Source organism: Cellulomonas sp. Root137 (genome assembly GCF_001426725.1).
Lineage (GTDB): Bacteria > Actinomycetota > Actinomycetes > Actinomycetales > Cellulomonadaceae > Cellulomonas.
The window spans coordinates 867,061-890,347 of record NZ_LMFG01000001.1 but is presented as its reverse complement, the minus strand read 5'-3'; the positions used below and the strand labels follow the sequence as shown (position 1 = coordinate 890,347).

Genomic DNA, 23,287 nt, shown 5'->3' with positions numbered 1-23,287 from the left:
ATCAGTCGTCGAGGACCGCCATCGCGTCCGGCTCGACGCCGAGCTCCACGACGTCACCCGCCGACCACCGACCGCCGACGGGCCCCAGCGCCGTGACCACGCCGATGCCGTCGACCTCGACCCGGACCTCGGACCGGCCGCGCCGCGACGAGACCCCGCGGACCGTCCCCTTGGCCACGCCGGACCGTCCGACGACGAACGCGCCCTCGGCCAGCGCCAGCGTCGCGGGCGACGGCTCGGCACCGATGGCCTCGCGCAGTGGGGCGGCGGCGGGGCTGTCCAGCGGGACGAACGCCTCGTAGCCCAGGAACGACGCCACCTCGCGCGACGCGGGCCGGCTCCAGAGGTCGGCGGGTGCGTCGACCTGGAGGAGCTTCCCTGCCGCCATGACCGCGACCCGGTCGGCGACCGCGAAGGCCTCGTCCTGGTCGTGCGTGACGAACACGGCGGTGGTGCCGGTGGCGACGAGGGCCGCGCGCAGGTCGACGGCGAGGCGCTCGCGCAGGGCGCGGTCGAGGGCGGACAGCGGCTCGTCGAGCAGGAGCAGCCTCGGGGCGGGTGCGAGCGCACGGGCCAGGGCGACGCGCTGCCGCTCGCCGCCGGACAGCGTCGCCACCGAGCGGTCCTCGTAGCCGCCCAGCCCCACCAGCTCGAGCAGCGCCAAGACGGCGGACCCGCGCGGGAGGCCGTACGCGACGTTCCCCCCGACGGTCCGGTGGGCGAAGAGCTGCCCGTCCTGGAACATCAGCCCGAACCCGCGCCGGTGCACGGGCACCCCGGCCACGGAGACGCCGTCCCACGCGACGGTGCCCTCGACGGGTTCGAGCCCGGCGACCGCCCGCAGCAGCGACGACTTCCCGCAGCCGGACGGCCCGAGCAGGGCGACGACCGATCCCGTGGGGACGTCGAGGGACACCCCGTCGACGGCGGCCACCGGGCCGTACCGGACGACGACGTCCCGCAGGGTCAGACCGTTCACCACCACTCACCTCCCGCGCCGGGCGCGCGCAGCCGTTCGCAGAGTGCCACGATCCCCGCCGTGAGCAGCGCGAGCACCACGGACGCGGCGAGCGCCATGCCGTAGGACTCCGGACCGGGCCGCCCGATCAGCCGGAAGATCACCACCGGCAGCGTCGGCCTGTCCGGTCGGGCGAGGAAGGACGTGGCACCGAACTCCCCCAGCGAGGCGGCGAACGCGAACCCGATCGCGAGGCCGAGGGACCGGGTGGCGATCGACAGGTCGACCGTCCGCAGCACCCGGCCGGGCGCGGCACCGAGCGTGGCGGCCGCCTCGCGCAGCCGCGGGTCGATGGCCCGGAGGACGGGCAGGACCGTCCGTACGACGAGAGGCACGGCGACGACCGCCTGCGCGATCGGCACCAGCACCGGGCTGGTCCGCAGGTCCACCGGCAGCCCGAACGGGTGGTGCATGGACAGCAGGAACCCGAACCCGACGGTCACCGCGGACACGCCGAGCGGGAGCATGAACAGCGCGTCCAGGCCGACGACCGCGCGCCGACCGATCGCGCGGCGGGGTCGTCGGGACACCACGAGCGCCACCAGCCCGCCGACCACGAGGGCGATCACCGTGGCGTCCAGCGCGACCCGCAGGGAGTTGAGCGTGGCCTGCCACACCGTCACGGTCAGCGCCCCGCCGGTGGTGCCGAGCGCGGTGTAGTGGTCGAGCCCCCAGCCGGCGTCGGTGCGCAGCGACCGGACCACGAGGTTGACCAGCGGGAGGGCGAGCAGCAGGACGACGGCCGCCGTGACCGCCGTGGCGACGAGGGTCAGCGCGTGCCCGTCGCCGGCCGGCATGCCCACCGGCCGGCGCAGCCGCAGCGGACGCACCGACGTCTCCGGGAGGGTGAGCGCCAGCGCCCGCTCGCGCCGCGACCGCGCCCGGCCGGCGAGCGTGAGCGCGGCGGCGACGACCACCAGCTGCACCACCGACAGCACGGCCGCGGCCCGCAGGTCGAGGAACTGGGTCGTCTGCACCCAGATCTCGGTCTCGATGGTGCCGAACTGCAGCCCGCCGAGCACCAGCACCGTGCCGAACGCGGTCGCGCAGTAGAGGAAGGTCAGGGACGCCGCGGACGCGATCGCCGGGGTGAGCGCGGGGAGCGTCACCGTCCGGAACGCCCGCCACGGCGAGGCTCCCAGGGCGCGCGCCGCCTGCTCGGCCCGCGGGTCCAGGCGCTCCCACAGCCCGCCGACCGCGCGCACCACGACGGCGTAGTTGAAGAACACGAGCGCCGCGACGATCGCGACGAACGTGCCGTCCAGGTGCAGGAACCCGAGCGGCCCGCCGCTGACCAGCAGCGACCGGAACGCGACACCGACCACGACGGTCGGCAGGACGAACGGCACCGTGACGAAGGCCCGCACCAGCGCGCGGCCGCGGAACGTGTGCCGGTAGAGGACGTACGCACCGGGTACCCCGAGCGCGACGGAGAGCAGGGTCCCCAACGTCGCCTGCGCGAGCGTCAGCCCGATGATCCGCCAGGTGCGCGGGCGAGAGAACACGTCGGCGAACCCGCCCAGGTCCAGGCGCCCGTCGACGACGAACCCCTTCGCGATCATCTCGACCACGGGCCACGCGAAGAACAGCCCGAGGAACACCAGCGGCACCGCGACCGCCAGCGCCCAGAACGCGACGACGCGCGACCGTCCCGACGCCACCGCGGAGGGGGCGTCGGGACGGTCGAGCGTGAGGGTCATCGCGGTCAGCCGATCACCGTGTCCGACCACTCGGTCAGCCACGCCTCACGGTTCTCGGTGATGTCCGCGGGGTCCACCTCGAACGGGTCGGTGGCCAGCGGGGCGAACGCCGCCCACTCCGCGGGGAGCGTCGCGGTCTCGCTCGCGGGGTACATGTACATGGACAGCGGGATGTCGTTCTGCACCTCGTCGGTGCGCAGGAAGTCGAGCAGCTGCTGCGCGCCCGTCGGGTTGGCAGCGCCGGCCAGCACGCCCGCGTACTCGGTCTGCCGGAAGCAGGTGTCCAGGAGCGCGCCGGTGGTCGGCGCGGTGCCGCCCTCCGGCACCGTGTACGGCGGCGACGACGCGTAGGACAGGACGATCGGGCGCGGGCCGTCGGCGCCCCCGCCGGAGAAGTCGGTGTAGTAGGCGTCGGACCAGCCGTCGGCCACCTTGACCCCGTTGTCCCGCAGCGCCGACCAGTAGTCCTGCCAGCCGTCGGCACCGAACGCCCCGACGGTCGCCAGCAGGAAGGACAGCCCCGGCGACGACGTCACCGCGTTGGGGACCACGAGCAGGTCCTTGTACTCCGGCTTGGTCAGGTCCTCGAGGGTCACGGGCTCGGCCAGGCTCTTCGCGGCGAACCACGTGTGGTCCACGTTGATGCAGACGTCGCCGTAGTCGATCGGGACCAGCGCGTCCTCGAACACGCCGTCGACGTCGGTGGTCGTCGGCGCGACGACGCCCTCGTCGACCGCGCGGGACGCGAACGTGTTGTCGATGCCGAACACCAGGTCGCCCAGCGGCGCGTCCTTGGTGAGCACCAGCTGGTTGACCAGCGTGCCGCCGTCACCCGGCTGGACGACGTCGACGGTCAGCCCGGTCTGCTCCTCGAAGTCCGCGAGGATGCCCTCGGAGAGCGCGAACGAGTCGTGCGTGACCAGGGTGACGGTGTCGCTGGACGCGCTGGGGCTCGGCTCGTCGGAACCGATGGCCGAGCAGCCGGCCAGGGCAGCGACGCCGACGACGGCTGCGGCAAGACGAAGCGAGTGTTTCCTCGCCATGGGTGATGCTCCTCCTCGATAGCTAAGGAGGGGGTCGTCGCGATCAGCCCGGTGGCCGATCACGAGGACTGAGAAGCCCGACTCCCTACGCCGGTATCAACCGGATCAGGTTCGAGGGTCTGCGGTTCTCCGCACTCTCAGCGTCCAGACCGTTGGGTCCGACGCTCCCCTGTCGTTCGACGCAGATCCTACGCCGCTCTGGAGCAGCGCGGACGCTCGCGTCCGACTACGGTCGTCACCAGACCCATCGACCACCCCGGAGGCTCACTCGTGGACGACAAGCAGACCCAGTCCCTCGTCGCCAAGCTCATCGGCACCGGCGCAGCGCTGGCCGCCGCGTTCGTGGTCCAGCAGGTGCTCGCGCAGGCGTGGAAGGCCAAGACCGGTCACAAGCCGCCGAAGGCCGACGACCAGGGCGACGCCGGGCTGTCCGAGGTCGTCGCCGCTGCCGCGCTCACCGGCGCCCTCGTCGCGATGGCCCGCGTGCTGGCCACCCGCGGGACCGCCCGGTTCACCGCGCGCGTGGACTCGAAGCCGGACCTGAACCCGCTCGACTGAGCACCTCCGGTGCCACGCTCGGCAGCGTGGTGATCCCGAACTCCCGGAGCACCCGCTTCGCGGCGTACCGGCCGCCGAGCCCGTGCACCCCCGGTCCGGGCGGCGTCGACGCCGAGCACAGGTAGACGCCGTCGCGGCCGGAGAAGTACGGGTCCCACCGCCCGGTCGGCCGCGCGAACAGCTGGCCGATGCTGGCCGCCCCGGCGGAGATGTCGCCGTCCACGTAGTTCTGGTTGTGCTCGCTCATCCGTGACGCGGGGGTGCACCGGGACGTGACGACGACGTCGCGGAACCCCGGCGCGTACCGCTCGATGTGCCGGGTCACCGCCTCCGTCACGTCCACGTCCGACCCCGCGGGCACGTGCGCGTAGGTCCACAGCGGCCGCCTGCCGCCCACCAGCCTGGTCCCGTCCACCACGGTCGGGTCGCTGACCAGCGTCATCGGCAGGTCGGCGTGCTCGCCGTGGACGACCGCGCCCTCCGCCCGGGCCATCTCCGCCCGCGTGCCCCCCACGTGCACGGTCCCGGCCAGCCCGACCTCCGGCACGGCCCACGGCACGGGACCGTCAAGGACGAAGTCGACCTTGGCCGCCGCGTTGCCGTGCCGGAACCCGTCCAGGGCCGCGCGGGCGCGGGCGGGCAGCCGGTCGCCCAGCACCTCGACGAGCGTCCGCGGGGTGGTGTCGAAGACGTAGCAGTGCGCGGGCGGCAGGTCGGAGAACCGGCGCACGCGGTGGTCGGTGCGGATGACGCCGTCGTGGGCCTCGAGGTCCTCGCGCAGCGCCGCGACGAGCGCACCCGACCCACCGCGCGGGATCGGCCAGCCACCCTCGGCGTGCGCCAGCGTGGCCAGCAGGAGGGCCGTGCCGGCGGCGGCGAACGACGGCAGCGGCGAGATGGCGTGCGCCGCGACGCCGGTGAGCAGCGCCGGGGCCACCTCGTCGACGAACCGCCGGTCCCACGCCCGCGTGCCCTGCTCGAGCACCCCGAGCCCGAAGCGCAGCGCGGCACGCGGGTCGACCACCGGGATCGACCGCTTGTCCCCGAGGGCCACGCGCACCGTCGGGTCCGCGGCCCCGCCGACCAGCGACCGCCACGTCGACCCGTCGACCCCGAGGGACTCGACCGTGCGCTCCAGGTCCCGGAACGCGATCCCGGCCCGGCCGCCCGGCAGCGGCTGCGCGTACGACACCTCGGGCACCAGCAGCTCGACACCGCGCGCGGCCAGGTCGAACTCCTGGAAGAACGGCGACGCCCACGCCATCGGGTGCACCGCGGAGCAGACGTCGTGGGTGATCCCGTCCGCCAGCCCGAGGTCCAGCGTGCGCGAGCCCCCGCCGACGGTCGGCTCCGCCTCCAGGACCAGGACGCCCAGACCCGCGCGCGCCAGGGTGACCGCCGCGGCGAGGCCGTTGGGGCCCGAGCCGACGACCACCACGTCTCGTCGCATCATGCGTGCCTCCTGAGCCTCAGTCTCGGGGGTCGTCGTCCTCCGCGCGACCATGGTCCCGCGCCCGCGCGAGCTCCTGGTCGCTGGTCAGCTCGTCGACCACCAGCAGGTCGCTGCGCACCTTGCCGGTCCGGTACCCGGCGCGACCGACCATGTGCGCCGCGACGGGCGCGGTGAGCATCTGGAACACCGCCACCAGGACGAGCGCCCACACCGCTCCGCCCGACCGCAGCCGCAGAGCCAGACCGATGAGCACGAGGATCAGCCCGAGCACCTGCGGCTTGGTGCCGGCGTGCATGCGGGCAAGCAGGTCGGGGAACCGCAGCACCCCGACGCCCGCCGCGAACGCGAGGAACGCGCCGCCGAGCAGGCACACCGCCGAGGCCACGTCGGCGACCGTCGTCCACTGGTCGGTGGTCATCGGACCTCCCCCTCGGCGCCGCCGCCATGGTGCTCGTCGGTCTCCTCGCGGCGCCCGGACCGGCGGCTCTCCTCGGCGTAGTCCTCGTTGTCGATGCGCTCGGCCTCCTGCGCCGCGATCTCCTCGCGCGTGCGCACGCGGCCCTCACCCTCGGGCTCCACGGACGCGAACCGCGCGATGGTCACCGACCCCACGAACCCGACGAGCGAGAGGACCACGAGGATCGGCACCACGTCCGCACGCCGGTTGACCGCCGCGTACAGGGCCACCGCGGCGATCATCGTGGTGACGACGATGTCGAGCGCGATGGTCCTGTCGAGCATCGACGGACCCTTCTCGGCCCGGATCACGGCCAGGAAGGCGCCGGCGGTGAGCAGCACCCCGCAGACCACGACGACGACGGTCATGCGCGCACCCCCAGGCCGGCCGCGTCGAGCTCCTCGTCGGACGCGAACGCCCGCATGACCCGCTCCTCCTGGTCCAGCACGGCCTGCCGCGCCGCCTCGATGCCACCGCTCTGCTGCACGTCGAGCACGTGCAGGTAGAGCATCCCGGTCAGCCGGTGCGCCTCGACGACCAGCGAGCCCGGCACCAGCGACGCCAGCTCCGCGGTCAGGGTGAGGTACAGGTCCGAGTGGCTGCGCAGCTGCACGCCGATCACCGCGCCGCGCGGCACGTACCGCGGGCGGAGCGCGATGATGCTGACCTCGAACGACGCCCGGATCAGGTCAGCCGCGAACCGCACGACGAGCCGCAGGACGCCGAGCGGTCGGAACCGGCCGTGGAAGTCGATGGGGGCCATCCGCAGCCCGGTGGTGACGGCCAGCGCGATGACCAGCCCGGCCAGGATGTTGCCGATCGTGAGGTCCCCCCACAGGAAGACCCAGACCACGGTCAGCCAGACGATCGTGGCCCACTGGGTGCGCCAGCGGTGCCGGCGTGGGTGCAGGCTCACGGGCCCTCCTCCGCCACGTCGTCCGACACGCCCTGCCCACGCTCACCGTCGGGCAGCACGGCGTCGACGTACGGGCTGCGCTCGGCCAGGTCCACCGCGGCGCGCTCGGTGTAGGCGTACAGGGGGCCGGCGGCCACGGTGAGCAGCAGCCCGACGGCGACCAGCGCGGCCGTCGGCGCGACCATCCCGAACGGCAGCCGGACCGGCGGGCGGGGCTCCGAGGGGGTCTGCCAGAACGCCTTGTTCCACGCCTTCACCAGCGCGTAGAGCGTGAGCAGCGACGTCACGACGCTGCCGACGACCAGCACGTACGCCAAGGGGGTGCCCACTTGTACACCGGCCTCGAGCAGCCCCACCTTGCCCAGGAACCCGGACAGCGGCGGGATGCCTGCCAGGTTCATGGCGGGCACGAAGAAGAGGATCGCCAGCACCGGCGTGAGCTTGGCCAGCCCGCCCAGCTTGGTCAGGGACGTCGAGCCGCCCGCGCGTTCCACCAGGCCCACCACCAGGAACAACGCGGTCTGCACGGTGATGTGGTGCGCCACGTAGTAGATGGCGGCGGTGTACCCCAGGTCGGTGGCCAGCGCGATGCCGAACACCATGAACCCGATGTGGCTGACCAGCGTGAACGACAGGAGTCGCTTGATGTCGTCCTGTGCCACCGCGCCGAGGATGCCGATCACCATCGTCGCCAGCGCGGCCCACAGCAGGGCGTCGTCCAGCCGGCCGTCGGGGAAGAGCAGGGTCTGCGCGCGGATGATCGCGTACACGCCGACCTTGGTGAGCAGGCCCGCGAACACCGCCGTGACCGGTGCGGGGGCGGTCGGGTAGGAGTCGGGCAGCCAGGCGGACAGCGGGAAGATCGCCGCCTTGATGGCGAACGCGAGCAGGAGCAGCACCTGGAGCACCAGCCGGACGCCGGGGTCGATCTCGGGCAGCCGGAGAGCCAGCTGCGCCAGGTTCACGGTGCCGGTGGCGGCGTAGATCATGGCGATCGCCACCAGGAACAGCACGGAGCTGAGCAGCGCGACGACGATGTAGATGGTCCCCGCCCGGATCCGCTCGCCGGTGCCACCGAGCGTGATGAGCACGTAGCTGGCGGCCAGCAGGATCTCGAACCCGACGTAGAGGTTGAACAGGTCGCCGGACAGGAACGCGTTGGCCACGCCCGCCGTCAGCACGAGGTACGTCGGGTGGTAGATGGAGACGGGCGCGGACTCCTCGTCGTCCTCGCCACCCTGCGCCAGCGAGTACAGGAGCACGCAGAGGGTGACCGCGCTGGAGATGGTGAGCATGAGCGCGGACAGCCGGTCGGCCACCAGGTCGATGCCCACGGGCGCGGCCCACCCGCCGACGTCGACCACCAGGGGGGCGCCGTCGGCGAGCACGAGGAGCATCACGCTGGCGACGAGAACCAGGCTGAGCGCGGTCACCGAGACGAGCCGCTGGACGTTCGGGCGGCGGTAGAGGGCCAGGGCGAGGCCCGCCGCGGACAGCGGGATGACGACGGGCAGCGGCACCAGCCAGGTGACGTCGGTCATGAGTGCACCTCGCGCGCAGGTGCGCCCTCGTCCGTCTCGTCGCGGGCCTCCGCGGCCTCCTCGTCCAGCGACTCCGCGGCGACCTCGGTGTCCGCGTCGGTGACGGCACGCTCGTCGGTGGCGGCCAGCCGCGCGATGCGGCGGTCCTCGACGTCGTCCTGCACCTCGTCGTGCCGGTGCAGCTGCCAGGAGCGGTACGCCATGGCGAGCAGGAACGCGGTCATGCCGAGCGTGATCACGATCGCGGTGAGCACCATGGCCTGCGGCAGGGGGTCGCTCATCTGGCCCTCGGGCGTCGCGCCCACGATCGGCGGCCTCCCGGCGGCGCCGCCCGCCACCAGGAACAGCAGGTTGGCGCCGTTGCCGATGAGGATGACGCCGATGAGCACGCGCGACAGGCTCCGCTCCAGCATCAGGTAGACCCCCGCGGCGAACAGCACGCCGATGGTGACGACCAGGACGATGTTCGGGCTCATGTCGATCACGGCACACCCCCGTCCCAGCCGGCGGGCTTGGCGCCGGCGGCCACCCGCTCGGGCAGGTCCGGGTCGCCCGCGACGGGGTCCTCGCCCGTCTCCGCACGGCGGTCGATCTCCGCCCCGAGGCTGCGCAGGATGTCGAGCACCAGGCCGACGACCACCAGGTACACGCCGATGTCGAAGAAGAGCGAGGTCACCAGGTGGAGGTCACCGATCACCGGCAGGTGGATGTCGATGATCCAGGACTGCAGCACCTCACCCCCGGCGAGCAGGGCGAGCAGCCCGACGCCGGCCGACAGGAACAGCCCGAGCCCGAGCAGCAGACCGGGCTGCACCGGCGCCGCCTCGCCCAGCTCGTACCGGCCGCCCGCGAGGTACCGGACGATGAGCGCGATGCCCGTGACCAGCCCCGCCGCGAACCCGCCGCCGGGGGCGTTGTGGCCGCTGAACAGCAGGTACACCGAGTAGACGATCATCGTGTGGAAGAGCAGCCGGACCACGACCTCGAACACCACGGACCGCCGTTGCGGCGCCAGCGTCCGGCCGGCCTGCAGCCACTCGCGGCCGCGGGACGCGCTCGACGGCACCGCGGACTCGTCGCGGTCGGCCACCATCCCGCCGGCGTCGACCGCGGCCGAGTCGCCCCCGGGCCGGCGCAGCGCCGCCATGGGGTCCGCGCTCCCGCCCCAGACGGAGCGGTCGGTGCGAGCCTCGTCGGCTCGGTAGATCGCTCCGCCGCGGCGCGAGAGGAAGACGAGCGACGCGACACCCGTCGCGGCCACCAGGAGGACCGAGATCTCGCCCATCGTGTCCCACGCGCGGATGTCGACCAGCGTGACGTTGACGATGTTCTTGCCGCCGCCGAAGGTGACGGCCTCCTCCGCGAAGTCCTTGGAGACCGGGAGGTGGATCCGGGCGCCGGGCGCGACGAGCGCGATTCCTGCCACCGTCAGCCCGACCGCGACCCCCAGGCCCAGCCGCACCCACCGGCTGGCGGCCAGCGGTCGGTCGGAGAAGTACGGGGGGAGCCGGCGCAGGACCAGCACGAAGACCACGAGCGTGACCGTCTCGACGAGCACCTGCGTGAGCGCCAGGTCCGGGGCCCCGTGCAGCAGGTACAGGCCGGCCACCGAGTACCCGCCGATGCCCAGCAGGATGACGGCCTTGAGCCGCCGCCGCGCGCGGGTGACCAGCAGGGCGGACACGATGGTGCCGGCCGCGAACACCACCTGCGCGGGGTTGTCCCAGACCGTGAACTGCGACGGGAACACCGTGCTGCCCAGCGCCGTCCCACCGACCGCCACGACGAACACGATGAGGATCAGGCCGAGGTACAGCGGCAGCGAACCGCGCTGGGTGACCGCGGTGACGTCGGCCGCCACGTCGTCGAGCCGCCGCATGAACCGTCGGTACACCCGGTCCGCCTCGGGACCGTGGTACGCCGCGGTCTGCCACCGCTCCACGCGGTCGCGCACCAGGAAGAGCAGGGCGCCGGCCAGCAGGATCCCGAGCGTGAGGACGAACGTCGGGGTCAGTCCGGCCCAGAGCACGAGGTGCCCGGGCTCGCCCTCGGGGTAGGTGGCGGCGTACGGCTCGAGCAGGTGCTCCCCCAGCTGCGGCAGCAGGGCGACGGCCAGGCCGAGGACCGCGAGGATCATCGCCGGCCACACCAGCAGCAGCGACGGGTGCGTGATGCGGGCCGGCTCGGCCTCGTCGTGCGCGGCCTCGTGGATCGACGTCCCGGGAGCCGTGGACTCGGCGGACTCGACCACGGCCTCCGGCACCACGGCGGGCTTCGTCGAGAACGCCCCCCACCAGAGGCGCAGGCCGTACGCGACCGTGAGCACCGAGCCGACGGCCACCGCGACCAGCACGATCGTCCCGACCGGTGCGTCGAGGTGGCCGACCGCCTCGAGCCCGGCCTCCTTGGCCACGTACCCCGCGAACGGCGGCAGCCCGATCATCGAGGCGGTGGCCAGGGCGCCCGCGAGCGCGGTCAGCTTGAGCTCGCGCCCGACCCCCGACAGCCGCCGCAGGTCACGCGTGCCGGTGGCGGCGTCGACCACGCCGACCACGAGGAACAGCGCCGCCTTGAACATCGCGTGCGCGCCCAGCATCGCCAGCCCCGCCAGGGCGGTCGCGCGGGTGCCCAGCCCGACCAGGAGCACGATCAGGCCCAGCTGGCTGACCGTGCCGAACGCGAGGATGAGCTTGAGGTCGTGCTGGCGCAGCGCGCGGTAGCCCCCGAGCAGGAGGGTGCTGCAGCCGAGGACGACGATGATCCACTGCCACACGGCGGTCGTGGAGTACGCCGGCGCGAACCGGGCGACCAGGTAGACACCGGCCTTCACCATCGCCGCGGCGTGCAGGTAGGCGCTCACGGGCGTCGGGGCGGCCATCGCGGCCGGCAGCCAGAAGTGGAACGGGACCAGCGCGGACTTGGTGACCGCCCCGGCCAGCAGGCAGACGATCGCCACCGTCACGGCGGTGGTGCCCTGCGGCGGGTCGGCGATCACCTCGGACAGCCGGTACGTCCCGGCCGCCTCGCCCAGCAGGACGACGCCGACGAGCATGGCCAGCCCGCCCGCCGTCGTGATGACGATGGCCTGCATGGCTGCGCGGCGGCTCGCCTTGCGGTCGGCGTAGTGCCCGATGAGCACGTACGACGTCACCGTCGTCAGCTCCCAGAACACGAACATCAGCAGCATGTCGTCGGACGTGACCAGGCCGAGCATCGAGCCCGAGAACGCGACGAACACGCCGCCGAACCGGCCCAGCCCGGACGCGCTGGACTTGAAGTACGCCGCGCAGTAGACGAGCACCAGGGCGCCGACGCCGCCGACCACCAGGGTCATCAGCCACGACAGCGTGTCCAGCCGGAACGTCAGCTCGAGCCCGAGCACGGGGATCCACTCGAGCTGCTCGACCGGCCCGTTCCCGGCCTGCACCTGCGACGTCCACGTCAGCGCCCAGGCCGCCGCGGACGCCGGGGCGAGGGCGAGGATCCAGAACGCCTTGCGGCCCATCCAGTGCAGGAGAGCGGGCGCGACGATGGCTGCGGCCAGGTGAACGGCGAGCAGCAGCAGCACGTCCGGCTCCGTCCTGTAGGGCGGGTGGTCGGTCGGTCAGGTCGTTCGTTGTCGAGTGTCAGGCGCAGGTACCAGCACGCGTCGAGAGCCGGCTAGCGCCCCCGCGATGCACTGAAGATTTGGTCAAGACTCTACCAACCGGATTCCCATGCCTCCTCCCACGGGTGGTCGGTCCCACGGTCGGCAGGCCCGACGCCGCTAGCGTGGCGGCGTGAATGCGCTGCAGGTGGTGTGCCTGGTCCTGGTGATCGTCGCGACCGTCGTCGGGGTCGCGGTGTTCGCACGCGGGATCGGCGCGATCGTGCGGACCGTGCGGGTCGGGGGGCCGGCGTCCGGGCGGTGGACCCCCGTGGGTCCGCGGCTGGCGACGCTGGCGCGCGAGGTGCTCGGGCACGGGCGGTTCCAGCACAAGCCGGTGGTCAAGGTGGCGCACTGGGTGGTGATGGTGTCGTTCCCGGTGCTGTTCCTCACACTGGTCACCGGGTACGGACAGGTGGTCGATCCCGGGTTCGCCCTGCCGCTGATCGGGCACTTCGCACCCCTGGAGTGGGCGATCGAGGCGATCGCGTGGGCGTCGCTGCTCGGGATCCTGGCGTTGATCGTGCTGCGGATCCGGCTGGGCTCCCGCCGGAAGGACTCGCGGTTCTTCGGGTCGAACCAGGCGCAGGCGTTCTTCGTCGAGGCGACGGTCCTGGCGGTGGTCCTGGCGGTGCTCGTCCTGCGCGGGCTGGAGTACGCGCTGGGCGCCGGCGCCGCGTGGCACTTCCCGCTGACCGCGTGGTTCGGGTCGGCGTGGGCCGGGCTGCCGACGGCGACGCTGGAGAACGCGGTCGTCATCGTCGCGACCATCAAGATCGCCGTGTCGATGTCGTGGTTCGTCGTCGTCGGCCTGCAGCCCACGATGGGCGTCGCGTGGCACCGGTTCCTCGCGGTCGTCAACGTCTACGCGCGCCGCGAGGCCACCGGTGGACCGGCCCTCGGTCCGCTCCAGCCCCTGCCGGTCGACGTGCTCGGCGACCTGCCCGACGACGTGCGTCTCGGCGTCGGCGCCATCGAGGACTTCACCTGGAAGGGCCTGCTCGACTTCTCCACCTGCACCGAGTGCGGCCGCTGCCAGGACCAGTGCCCGGCGTGGGCCACCGGCAAGCCGCTCAGCCCGAAGCTGGTCACGCTGGCGCTGCGGGACCACGCGGCGGCCACGGCCCCCTACCTGCAGGCGGGCTCCGCCGACCACGCAGGCCTCGACCTGCTCGGCACCGGCGTCATCGACCCGGACGCCCTCTGGGCCTGCACGATGTGCGGCGCGTGCGTGCAGCAGTGCCCGGTGGACATCGAGCACGTGGACGCGATCGTCGACATGCGGCGCTACCAGGTGCTCATGGAGTCGGCGTTCCCCAAGGAGCTGGGCGGCACGTTCAGCAAGCTGGAGCGGCAGGGCAACCCGTGGGGTCTGCCGGCGCGCAACCGCCTCGCCTGGGCGAAGGGCCTGGACTTCGAGGTGCCGGTGGTCGGGGTGGACGTGGAGTCGGCGAGCGAGGTGGAGTACCTGTTCTGGGTGGGCTGCGCCGGCGCGTACGAGGACCGGGCCATCCGCACGACGAAGGCCGTCGCCGAGCTGCTGCACACCGCCGGCGTCAGCTTCGCGGTGCTGGGCGACGGCGAGTCCTGCACGGGCGACCCGGCCCGCCGGGCGGGCAACGAGCTCCTCTTCCAGATGCTCGCGAGCGCCAACGTCGAGATGCTCAACGAGGTCGGTGCGCAGCGGATCGTCGTCACCTGCGCGCACTGCTTCAACACGATCGCCCGCGAGTACCCGCAGCTGGGCGGCCGCTACGAGGTGATCCACCACACCGAGCTGCTGAACACGCTGGTCGCGGACGGGCGGCTGACCCCGCTCCCGTCGACCGACGAGCGGACCGTCACCTACCACGACCCCTGCTACCTCGGCCGGCACAACCAGGTCTACGCCCCGCCGCGCGAGCTGCTGGGCGCGATCCCCGGCGTCCAGCTGGCCGAGATGCCGCGCAACCGCGAGCAGGCGTTCTGCTGCGGCGGCGGTGGAGCACGCGTGTGGATGGAGGAGTCGATCGGCACCCGCATCGGCACCGCTCGCGCCGAGGAGGCCATCGCGACGGGAGCGTCCGTCGTCGCCACCGCCTGCCCGTTCTGCACGGTGATGCTCTCCGACGGCGTCGCGGCCGCGCCAGGCGTCGGCGTCCCCGAGGTCACCGACATCGCCCTCCTGCTCCTCGACCGCGTGAAGGAGGCACCGTGATCGGTCCCCGCAGCACCGAGCAGCGCCGCAAGGACGCCCTATACCGGCTCGGGCACGACGTCGACGCCTGGGTGGCGACGACCGACACCGGCACCGGCGCACCCCGCCTGACCCCGCTGTCGTTCCTGTGGCACGACGAGACGCTGCTGTTCGCCACGTCCGCGTCCGGCGCCACCGGCCGGAACCTCGCCGCCAACCCGTCGGTGCAGGCGGGCATCGGGCTGACCCGGGACGTGGTGCTCGTGCACGGGACGGTCGAGGTGGTGCCGACCGTCCCGGAGGCGCTCGGGGACGCGTTCGCGACGAAGACCGGGTTCGACCCGCGCACGATCACGACCCCGTTCCCGTACGTCCGGCTCACGCCGCGCACGATCCAGGTGTGGCGCGAGGAGGACGAGCTGGCCGGGCGCTGGGTGATGCGCGACGGGGTCTGGCTCGCGTGACGACGTCGTCACCCGTGCATCGCTCCTACCGCGGCGCCTTCCAGTAGCCGCAGAACGTGACGTTGGCCTTGGGGACGCCGCGCTCGCCGACGAGGTACCGGCGCGCGCCCGTCGCGATCGTCGACTCCCCGACCGCGAACGCGTACGGCGTGCCCGCGGGCCAGTCGAGCTCCCGGAGCCGGCCCAGCGCGGTCCCGCCGTCGGCGCGGGACACCCAGTGCACGGTCATCCCCGCCGGGGCGTCGACCTCCTGGGCGTCCTCGGCGTCGATGAGCTCGACGATCGCGTGGCCCACGGCGTCGCGCGGCAGGTCCCGGAGGATCCCCGCGACGGCCGGGAGCCCGGACTCGTCGGCGACCAGGAGCGTCCAGTCCGCCGCCACGGGCGCCCAGCCGCACCCCTGGTCGATGAACGCGACCTCCGCGCCGGGCTCGACGGACTCGGCCCACGGACCGGCCACACCCGCGGCGCCGTGGCAGACGAAGTCGATGTCGAGCTCGGGCAGCTCCGGCCGGAACGCGCGGACGGTGTAGCTGCGGATCACCGGCCGGGTCGACTTCGGGAGCACCAGGTAGCGCAGGTAGGCACGGGTGTCGAAGCGGTCCGGCAGGTTGTCGAACCGCGCGTGGTCGTCGACCGGCACCGCGAGCCGGAACCACTGGTCGAACCCGCGGTACTCGAACCGGCGCAGGTCGTCGCCGGCCAGGGTCACGCGGACCATGTGCGGGGTGACGCGCTCGGTCCGCGCGACGTGCGCGTGCACCAGCCCGCTCGGCGCGTGCGTCACGGTGATGCTGCTCATCGGCTCTCCAGGGTGAGGAACGCGAGCTGCGCACGCTTGTGCGGCAGCTCGATCACGGGTCCGGCGACGAAGCCGGTGCGGGTCATGCGCGCGAGGGCGCGCTCGTTGCGGACGTCGGGCTCGGCGACGATGCGACGTGCCCCCGGCCGGCTGAGCAGGAACGCGACGAGCGCGCCGAGGAGCCGGGTGGTGGCACCGGGACGGCCGCCCGCGCCGATGAGCAGGTGGACCCCGACGTCGCCGGGCTGCACCTCGTAGCACTCGCCCACCGGGTCGTCGGCCGGGTCGTAGGCCTGCAGGAGCGCGACGGGCTCGTCGTCGCGGTGGACCAGGAACGCGTGGTGCGTGGGCAGCGAGTCGACGAACGCGTACGTGTCCCGCAGCTCCTCGCGCGTCAGCGACCCGAGGCCCCAGAACTCCGTGCCGGGCGCGGTGACCCACGCGTGGATCGTGTCGAGGTCGGCGTCCGGGTCGAGGACGCGCGTGGTGACCCGGCCCAGGCCCTCGACCGTGCGCTCGTCGACCACCTCCCCGCGCCTCACGACCCCTCCTCGCGCAGCAGCGTCCAGTCGGTGACGACCTGCACCGTCCGCGCCGCCGCCCACGTGGTCAGCTGGTCGGTCGCGTGCGGGCTGGCCGGGTCGCCCGAGGCACCGAACGGGACGCCCCAGCGGCTGCGGTCGCGGTCGCCGAGGTCCCACACCCACCGCGCGACCGAGCCGCGCCACGACACGTCGCTCACGCCCGGCACGCTCGCGGTGCAGCGGACGCAGTCGGTGTCGCCGGAGAGAGGGACCGGCTCGACGACGGGGCCGGGGAAGCCGAGCAGGGTGGGGACGGGGTGGAGACGGTGGCGATGGCCCCACGGCTCGCCCGTCTCCGGGGCGGCGGCCGCCCGTTCCAGCGCCTCGCGGGCCACCGCGTCGCCGTCGAGCCCGAGCGCGGTCGCGCCCAGCAGCCGGGACAGCGAGTCGGCCACGCGCGGTCCGACGCCCAGCCAGGGGTCGACCAGCACGCCGCGACCGTGCGGGGCGTGCAGCGGCGCGAGCGCGGGGTGGGCGGTGAGCAGCTCCGCGACCTCGGTGCGCCAGGCGGCGAACGCCCCCGCGTCCGTGCTCTCGGCGCCCATGTGCCGGTCCCACGCGAGCAGCCGGTCGCGCAGCGCCGCGGCGGCCGGGGACAGCCCGTCGGCCCGCCTCACCCAGCGCAGCAGCTCGTCGGCGCTGCCCTGCATGGTGTCGCCGTGGATCGCGGCTAGGTCGGCGGGCGCGAACGGTCCGCCTCCGTCGAGCAGCTGCCTGATCCGCCGCGCGCGGTGAGGTGCCACGTACGCGCGGCCGAGGTCGCGCTGCCCGTCGGCAGGCCGCTCGTTGGCGTCGACCGCGATGTCCGCGACACGGGTCGGCTCCGCCAGCACGTGCCACGGGGCCGGTCGCGCCGCCTCCGACCAGGCGTCGTGCGGCAGGCGTCGGTCCGTCGCTGCCCGGGTCACGACGAGGCCCGCGTCGAGGCTGAGCACCGTGCCGTCGGCGTCGGCCGTGAGCACGCGGTTGACCGGGTCGACCCAGCCGCGCAGCGCCTCGACCACGTCGCCGGCCGTCCGCGCGCGCAGCAGGGGCAGCAGGCAGGAGAAGCCGACGTCGGACGCGACGCGTGCGGGGAACCGGATGCTCAGCCCGTCGAGCACCATCGGCCCGCGGTCCGTCTCGACCACGTCCACCTCGACGTCGGCGCCACCGCGCACGCGGATCGTCTCCTCGTGCCGACTGACCGGGGCCCACCCGTCCGGGCCGAGCGCCGACCGCCCGTCGTCGGAGAGCCGCTCCCGGAACACCTCCACGTGGTGCGCGATCGCGTTGGTGATCCCCCACGCGGCCGTCCCGGTGTGCCCGAAGTGCTGCACGCCCGGCACCCCCGGGAACGCGAGCCCGAGCACGTCGAACTCCGGGCACGCGAGCCTGACCTGCTGGTACACACCCGGCAGCTCGATCATCCGGTGCGGGTCGCCCGCGAGCAGCGGCTTCCCGGACGCGGTCCGGGACCCGTGCAGCGCCCACGCGTTGGAGCCGGAGCTCTCGGGCTCGGCGGAGTCGAACAGGTCGATCGCGTCCTCGCCCAGCGTCACGCGCACGTGCTCGTTCCAGAGCAGCCGCGGGAACATCGAGAACAGCGCGTGGTTCACGAGCATGATCCCGAGCGGGACCCAGGTGGGCCACGGTTCGTGGGGCACGGCGGAGCGGAGCTGCGCGTCGAGGGCGGCCGGGTCGCGGCCGGCGTTCACGCCCTCCACGTACGCGTCCACGAAGGCCCGGTCCTCGTCCGCGAGCGCGCCGTAGGCCCGCTGCGCGGTGTCGGCCAGCCGCGCCCGACGGGCGAACCGGTCCCACTCGAGGCCGTCGGCGCCGATCCGCTCGGCCAGCCGCCCCTCGGCCCGCCACCGGTCCACCTCGATCTGCCACCCGCGGTCCCGCGCGGTGACGAGCCCCTGCTCACGGGCCAGCGTCAGGGCGTCGGCCGCCCGGACGTGGGGCACGCCGAAGGCGTCACGGAAGACGGTCATGCGATCGGGTTGGCGAGGGTGCCGGCGTAGATGAGCGACGACGACTGGTCGGTCAGGTCCACCATCTGCAGGGTGTTCCGCAGCTGCAGCCGGTTGAGGCACGAGTGCGCGAACCGCTCGGCACCCAGGTCGACGCCGGTCTCCAGGCCGGGGTGGTCCGCGGCGTGCTGGTCGACGCACTCGCGCACCAGAGCCCAGAACGCCTCCTGCGGCAGCACGCCGTCCGTGTCGAGGATCGCCGCGAGGTGCCGGAACACGCCGTCGAACACGTCGGTGAAGATCGCGAGCGCCTTCTCGTCGTCGTCGACCACCTGCCGCACGCGCGCGACGCTCTCGGGCAGCGGCCGGTCCCCGAGCACGGCGACCTCCTCCCCGATGTCCTTCATGAACACGCGGGCGGGCGCGTGCCCGTCGAGCACGAGGATGAGGTTCTCGCCGTGCGGCATGAACGCGAGGTCGTGCACCAGCAGACAGTGCACCAGCGGGCGCAGGTAGGCACGCAGATAACGCCGGACCCAGTCCTGCGCGGTCAGTCCCGACGCCCGGACGGAGGCCGTGACGAACGCGCGGCCGTCGGCGTCCCGGTGCAGCAGCGCGGCCATCGTCGCCAGCTGCTCGGTCGGCCCGACCAGAGGCACCGGGCTCTCGCGCCAGAGCGCGGCGAGCATCTTGCGGTGCGGGTTCGACGCGGGCGTCCGGTGGTACACGTCGCCGGTGTAGCCGATCGAGACGCGCTCGCGCAGCACCTCGAACCCGCACTCCGCGAGCGTCGGGTCGTCGCCGACCAGGTCGAACACCCAGTCGTTGATCGCGGGGGTGTGCCGCATGTACGCCGGTGACAGGCCGCGGAGGAACCCCATGTTCTGGATCGCGAGCGCGACCTTCACGTAGTGCCGGTCGGGCCTCGTGGTGTTGAAAAGCGTCCGGATGGACTGCTGCGCCACGTACTCGTCGTCCCCGTGGCCCAGCGGCACCAGGTCGCGGCGGGCCACGTCGGGGGCGAACGTCACGGCCACCCGGTGCTCCCACTGCCACGGGTGCACCGGCAGGTAGCGGTAGTCGGCCGGGTCCGCGCCTTCCGCCCGCAGCACGGACTCGAACCGGTCGAGCGTCCGCGCCCCCAGCTCGTCCAGGTAGAACGCGTCCTCGTCCAGCCCGGTCCCGAGCGCCAGGTGGCTCGACGCCTTGCGCACCGCGAGCCACAGCGGCCTGATCGGGGCACCGGCCTCGGGCGCGTACCTGGCGTGCTCCTCGACCCCGAAGCCGATGCGGCCGTTGTTGGCGACGAACGACGGGTGCCCCTCGGTCATCGCGCGCTCGATGGTCGGCAGGTCGGCGTGCAGCAGGTCGGTCGACGACGGTCCGCCGTGGTACGCCTTGAACGCAGCGCCGGCCAGCGTGGAGGACAGCTCCTCCAGGTACACCGCGAGCAGCGCGTCCGGGATCTGGAGCAGCGGCTGGAGCTCGAGGACCAGGGCGAGGGCGTCGAGCTCGGCATCCGTCCCGTCGACGGTGCGCGTGACGGTCTCCTTGTCGATCGCCCAGTGCTCGAGCGCCAGCCGGCGGGCGCGGAAGCGGTAGACCACGTCCCCCAACGTGACCCGGAAGCCCGTCGGATCCGCGGTGGGCGCGAGCAACCGCTCGTGCGCGAACTCGGACAGCGCCTTGGTCACCAGGTGCCGGTGCGCGACGGCCATGGCCACCGGGTTGAGGTGCGGCGCGAGGGTCGGTCGGGTGAGCAGCTCGGTCATCGTCGGCTCCCCACAGCCGCGAACGTGTGCCGCGTGCACACCGCCAGCGATGCGCGCTTGCCCGGCAGCTCGATCTCGCGCAGCACCCGGAACCCGACCTCGGCGTTCTTCGCCGCGATCCGCGCGTTGCGCACGTCGGGCTCGACGACCACCCGCTCCGCCCCCAGCTCGTCGAAGCAGAACGCGACGGTCGCCTCCATGACGGCCGAGGTGAGGCCGTGCACCGGCACCCCGGCCGGCGGGGAGACCAGCAGGTGCATGCCGAGGTCCCCGGCACGCACCTCGGGCGCGTCGGCGAGCAGCAGGACCGTCGGGTCGTAGGTCTCGACGAGGAACGTCGGCTCGTCGTCGACGAACCCGAGCCACGCGTCCTGCCGGGGGTCGGCCGCGACGCCGGCCAGGTAGTCGCGCACGTCGTCGAGAGACAGGTTGCCCATCTGCCAGAACGCCGACGCGGGGTGTGCCAGCCACGACTGCACCAGGGGCGCGTACCGGTGCCGGTCGAGCGGGAGGATGCGGATGCTCATCGCGCCACCACCGCGTCCGCCGGCACGCCGAACTCCTGGAACGCGATCCGCCGCTCGACCGGGTAGACCTCCCGGCCGGTGACCGACGCGAGGATCGACGAGTTGCGCCACGCCCCGAACCCCAGGTCCGGCGCGGTCAGGCCATGGGTGTGCTCCTCGGCGTTCTGCACGAACACCTGCCCGCGGCCGCCGTCGACCGAGTAGTCGCGCGCGACCGCGAACCGACCTGTGTCGTCCCAGTCGAGCAGGTGCCGGATGCCGAGCACGAAGTCGGGGACCTGCGCGGCGTACCCGGTGGCCAGCACCAGCGCGTCCGTGCGGCGCTCGTAGACCTCGCCCAGCTGGGCGTGCCGCAGGGTCAGGGTGAACGCGCCGGCGTCCCACGTCGCGCCGAGCAGCTCGGTGTCGGTGAGCAGGGTCGTCGGCACCGGGCCGTCGAGGCTCAGCCGGTAGAGGGTGTCGTAGATGTCGTCGACCAGGTCCCCGCTGATGCCCTTGTAGAGCGACCGCTGCTCGCGACCGAGCCGTGCGCGCAGGTCCGCCGGCAGCGCGTGGAAGTGGTCGGTGTACTCCGGGGAGGTCAGCTCCAGCGTGAGCTTCGTGTACTCCATCGGGAAGAACCGCGGCGACCGCGTCACCCAGTCCAGCCGGTGCGTGGTGCCCAGCAGGTCCCGGTAGATCTCCGCCGCCGACTGCCCGCTGCCGACCACCGTGACGGACCCCGCGGTGCGCAACGCGTCCCGGTGGGTCAGGTAGTCGGCGCTGTGCACCACCGGACCCCGCACGGTCTCCGGCAGCACCGGCTGGGTCCCGACGCCGAGCACGACGTGCCGGCCCCGGTACGTCTCGCCGCGGTCGGTGGTGACGACGTAGTGGTCGCCCTCCTGCTCGAGCCCGACCACGCGCCGACCCCACCGCAGCGAGGGCAGCTGCGCGGCCACCCACCGGCAGTAGGCGTCGTACTCCGCACGCAGCGGGTAGAAGCTCTCGCGGATGTAGAACGGGTAGAGCCGCCCGGTCGCCTTGAGGTGGTTGAGGAACGAGTACGGCGAGGTCGGGTCCGCCATCGAGACGAGGTCCGCGAGGAACGGGACCTGGATCGTGGCGCCCTCGATCATCATCCCGGGGTGCCAGCGGAACTCGTCCGCCGCGTCCAGGAACACCGCGTCCAGCCCTTCGACCGGCGCGCTCAGCGCGGCGAGGCCCAGGTTGAACGGCCCGATGCCGATGCCGACGACGTCGTGGACCCTCATCGGGCACCCACCTCGGCCGCGCCCACCAGGTCGTCGCGCTCGACCAGCGCGGAGGCCGCTCCGCGGACCAGCTCCAGCACCGCGCGCACGTCGTCCAGCGTGGTGTCGGGGTTGAGCAGGGTGAGCTTGAGGCACGGACGCCCGTCCACCACGGTCTTGGCGACGACAGCCCGTCCCGACTCGAACAGCACGCGCCGCACCAGTGGCACCAACCGGTCCGCCTGCGCGTCCGTGACGTCGACCGGCTGGTACCGGAACAGGACCGTGCTCAGCTGGGTGCGGCCGATCAGCTCGAAGTCGACGTCCCGCTCCAGCTCGTCGTGCACCCGCGCGGCCAGGTCCAGCACCGCGTCGAACATCGACCCGATGCCGTCCGCGCCGAGCGCCCGCAGCGTGGTCCAGAGCTTGAGCGCGTCGAACCGGCGGGTCGTCTGCAGCGACTTGTCCACCTGGTTCGGCTCCTCGGCGTCGGCCGGGTTGAGGTAGTCCGCGTGCCAGGTGACGTGCCGCAGGTCCGCCGGCTCGCGCACCAGCACCGCGCTGGACGACACCGGCTGGAAGAAGCTCTTGTGGAAGTCGACGGTCACCGACCGGGCCCGCTCGATCCCGTCGAGCAGGTGCCGGCGCGTGGGCGAGACCAGCAGCCCGCACCCGTACGCGGCGTCCACGTGCAGCCACACGCCGGCCCGGTCGCACTCGTCGGCGATCGCCTGGAGAGGATCGATCCGGCCCCGGTCGGTGGTGCCCGCGGTCGCGACGACACACATGGGCACCCGGTCGATCGCCGCCAGGGTGTCGAGCGCGCCGGCGAGCGCCGCGGGGTCCATGCGGCCGTGAGCGTCGGTACGGACCAGGAGCACCGACTCGTCGCCGAGCCCGAGCAGGCGCGCGGCCTTCTGGACGCTGAAGTGGCTGGACGCGGTGGCGAGGATGACCAGCCCGTTCCCCTGCGCGCCGGCCGCGTCCCGCGCCATGAGCAGGGCCTGCAGGTTCGACTGCGTGCCGCCCGAGGTGAACACCCCGTCCCCGGCGGCGAACCCGATCCGCCCGCACGTCCAGTCGACGAGCTTGCGCTCCATCAGCGTGCCGACCGTCGACTGGTCGTACGTGTCCAGCGACGGGTTCACCGCCGCGATGATCGCCTCCGCGGCCACCGCCGGCACTGCGACCGGGCAGTTGAGGTGCGCCGCGTAGGCGGGGTGGTGGAACCAGACCGCGTGCTCGCCGACGAGGTCGTCGGCCTCCCGCAGGGCCGTCGCGGTTCCCAGCCCGTCCGCATCCAGGTCCACCGCGTCCACCAGGTCCTGCAGCTGCTCACGGCTGGCGCCGGAGAACGGTTGCGGGGTGTCGCGCAGGCGGCCGGCGATCCGGTCGACGGTCTCCCGCATCTGCTCGACGTAGCGGTCGGCGGACGTGGCGGAC

General features: G+C 73.3%; 20 protein-coding genes and 1 riboswitch. Of the genes, 3 read left to right on the top strand and 17 right to left on the bottom strand.

Translation table 11 applies throughout. The features are described from left to right. Position 1: 1 nt before the first annotated feature. From ASD18_RS04205 to ASD18_RS04195, 3 genes are read right to left on the bottom strand one after another with little or no spacing between them, the layout of a single operon-like run. On the bottom strand, positions 2-979 hold the full coding sequence (locus ASD18_RS04205) for an ABC transporter ATP-binding protein (RefSeq protein ID WP_082573893.1): 978 nt from the start codon (positions 977-979) through the stop codon (positions 2-4). Next, positions 976-2,718, bottom strand: a complete 1,743-nt coding sequence (locus tag ASD18_RS04200) for an iron ABC transporter permease (RefSeq protein ID WP_082573891.1) — start codon at positions 2,716-2,718, stop codon at positions 976-978. The genes ASD18_RS04205 and ASD18_RS04200 overlap by 4 nt, the downstream gene beginning before the upstream one ends. A 5-nt stretch (positions 2,719-2,723) precedes the next feature. After that, complete coding sequence (locus ASD18_RS04195) at positions 2,724-3,761, bottom strand: thiamine ABC transporter substrate binding subunit (protein WP_056087072.1); 1,038 nt, start codon at positions 3,759-3,761, stop codon at positions 2,724-2,726. A gap of 65 nt (positions 3,762-3,826) precedes the next feature. Continuing rightward, positions 3,827-3,942: riboswitch (TPP riboswitch) on the bottom strand. An 89-nt stretch (positions 3,943-4,031) separates the two neighbouring features. Between ASD18_RS04195 and ASD18_RS04190 the strand changes: the two genes are divergently transcribed. Further along, the gene (locus tag ASD18_RS04190) at positions 4,032-4,319 is read left to right on the top strand and encodes a DUF4235 domain-containing protein (protein ID WP_056087069.1); all 288 of its coding nucleotides are present in this window, start codon (positions 4,032-4,034) and stop codon (positions 4,317-4,319) included. Here ASD18_RS04190 and ASD18_RS04185 read toward each other — a convergent pair. From ASD18_RS04185 to ASD18_RS04155, 7 genes are read right to left on the bottom strand one after another with little or no spacing between them, the layout of a single operon-like run. Beyond that, on the bottom strand, positions 4,273-5,772 hold the full coding sequence (locus ASD18_RS04185) for an NAD(P)/FAD-dependent oxidoreductase (protein ID WP_056087065.1): 1,500 nt from the start codon (positions 5,770-5,772) through the stop codon (positions 4,273-4,275). The two genes, ASD18_RS04190 and ASD18_RS04185, sit on opposite strands and share 47 nt — an antisense overlap. Before the next feature lie 16 nt (positions 5,773-5,788). Continuing rightward, positions 5,789-6,190, bottom strand: coding sequence for a monovalent cation/H(+) antiporter subunit G (gene mnhG / locus ASD18_RS04180; protein ID WP_056087063.1), 402 nt, complete (start codon positions 6,188-6,190; stop codon positions 5,789-5,791). After that, on the bottom strand, positions 6,187-6,597 hold the full coding sequence (locus ASD18_RS04175; RefSeq protein ID WP_056087058.1) for a monovalent cation/H+ antiporter complex subunit F: 411 nt from the start codon (positions 6,595-6,597) through the stop codon (positions 6,187-6,189). The genes mnhG and ASD18_RS04175 overlap by 4 nt, the downstream gene beginning before the upstream one ends. After that, entirely contained in the window at positions 6,594-7,145 is a 552-nt protein-coding gene (locus ASD18_RS04170) for a Na+/H+ antiporter subunit E (protein WP_056087054.1), read from the bottom strand. The genes ASD18_RS04175 and ASD18_RS04170 overlap by 4 nt, the downstream gene beginning before the upstream one ends. Next, entirely contained in the window at positions 7,142-8,686 is a 1,545-nt protein-coding gene (locus ASD18_RS04165) for a Na+/H+ antiporter subunit D (protein ID WP_056087051.1), read from the bottom strand. Before ASD18_RS04165 ends, ASD18_RS04170 begins: the two co-directional genes overlap by 4 nt. Then, positions 8,683-9,162, bottom strand: coding sequence for a Na(+)/H(+) antiporter subunit C (locus tag ASD18_RS04160; protein WP_056091525.1), 480 nt, complete (start codon positions 9,160-9,162; stop codon positions 8,683-8,685). The genes ASD18_RS04165 and ASD18_RS04160 overlap by 4 nt, the downstream gene beginning before the upstream one ends. 5 nt (positions 9,163-9,167) lie before the next feature. Beyond that, entirely contained in the window at positions 9,168-12,254 is a 3,087-nt protein-coding gene (locus ASD18_RS04155; protein WP_056087047.1) for a Na+/H+ antiporter subunit A, read from the bottom strand. A 211-nt stretch (positions 12,255-12,465) separates the two neighbouring features. Here ASD18_RS04155 and ASD18_RS04150 point away from each other — a divergent pair, with 211 nt between their 5' ends. After that, complete coding sequence (locus tag ASD18_RS04150; RefSeq protein ID WP_056087044.1) at positions 12,466-14,529, top strand: (Fe-S)-binding protein; 2,064 nt, start codon at positions 12,466-12,468, stop codon at positions 14,527-14,529. Beyond that, positions 14,526-14,972, top strand: a complete 447-nt coding sequence (locus ASD18_RS04145; RefSeq protein ID WP_056087041.1) for a pyridoxamine 5'-phosphate oxidase family protein — start codon at positions 14,526-14,528, stop codon at positions 14,970-14,972. Before ASD18_RS04150 ends, ASD18_RS04145 begins: the two co-directional genes overlap by 4 nt. A 25-nt stretch (positions 14,973-14,997) precedes the next feature. On the opposite strand, the gene ASD18_RS04140 is transcribed toward ASD18_RS04145, so the two are convergent. The 7 genes from ASD18_RS04140 to ASD18_RS04115 are packed head-to-tail and all read right to left on the bottom strand — an operon-like array spanning position 14,998 to position 23,253. After that, positions 14,998-15,774, bottom strand: a complete 777-nt coding sequence (locus ASD18_RS04140; protein WP_056087038.1) for a siderophore-interacting protein — start codon at positions 15,772-15,774, stop codon at positions 14,998-15,000. Beyond that, on the bottom strand, positions 15,771-16,316 hold the full coding sequence (locus ASD18_RS04135) for a GNAT family N-acetyltransferase (RefSeq protein ID WP_056087035.1): 546 nt from the start codon (positions 16,314-16,316) through the stop codon (positions 15,771-15,773). The genes ASD18_RS04140 and ASD18_RS04135 overlap by 4 nt, the downstream gene beginning before the upstream one ends. Beyond that, entirely contained in the window at positions 16,313-18,334 is a 2,022-nt protein-coding gene (locus ASD18_RS04130; protein WP_056087032.1) for a penicillin acylase family protein, read from the bottom strand. Before ASD18_RS04130 ends, ASD18_RS04135 begins: the two co-directional genes overlap by 4 nt. Beyond that, positions 18,331-20,085: an IucA/IucC family siderophore biosynthesis protein gene (locus tag ASD18_RS04125; RefSeq protein ID WP_082573519.1), complete on the bottom strand. Its 1,755-nt coding sequence runs from the start codon at positions 20,083-20,085 to the stop codon at positions 18,331-18,333. The genes ASD18_RS04130 and ASD18_RS04125 overlap by 4 nt, the downstream gene beginning before the upstream one ends. After that, positions 20,082-20,612, bottom strand: a complete 531-nt coding sequence (locus ASD18_RS20670; protein WP_082573517.1) for a GNAT family N-acetyltransferase — start codon at positions 20,610-20,612, stop codon at positions 20,082-20,084. Before ASD18_RS20670 ends, ASD18_RS04125 begins: the two co-directional genes overlap by 4 nt. Next, positions 20,609-21,865, bottom strand: a complete 1,257-nt coding sequence (locus ASD18_RS04120; RefSeq protein ID WP_056087029.1) for a lysine N(6)-hydroxylase/L-ornithine N(5)-oxygenase family protein — start codon at positions 21,863-21,865, stop codon at positions 20,609-20,611. Before ASD18_RS04120 ends, ASD18_RS20670 begins: the two co-directional genes overlap by 4 nt. Further along, positions 21,862-23,253 (bottom strand): aminotransferase class V-fold PLP-dependent enzyme, encoded by a 1,392-nt coding sequence (locus tag ASD18_RS04115; protein WP_235522363.1) that lies wholly within the window; start codon positions 23,251-23,253, stop codon positions 21,862-21,864. The genes ASD18_RS04120 and ASD18_RS04115 overlap by 4 nt, the downstream gene beginning before the upstream one ends. Positions 23,254-23,287 lie beyond the last annotated feature (34 nt).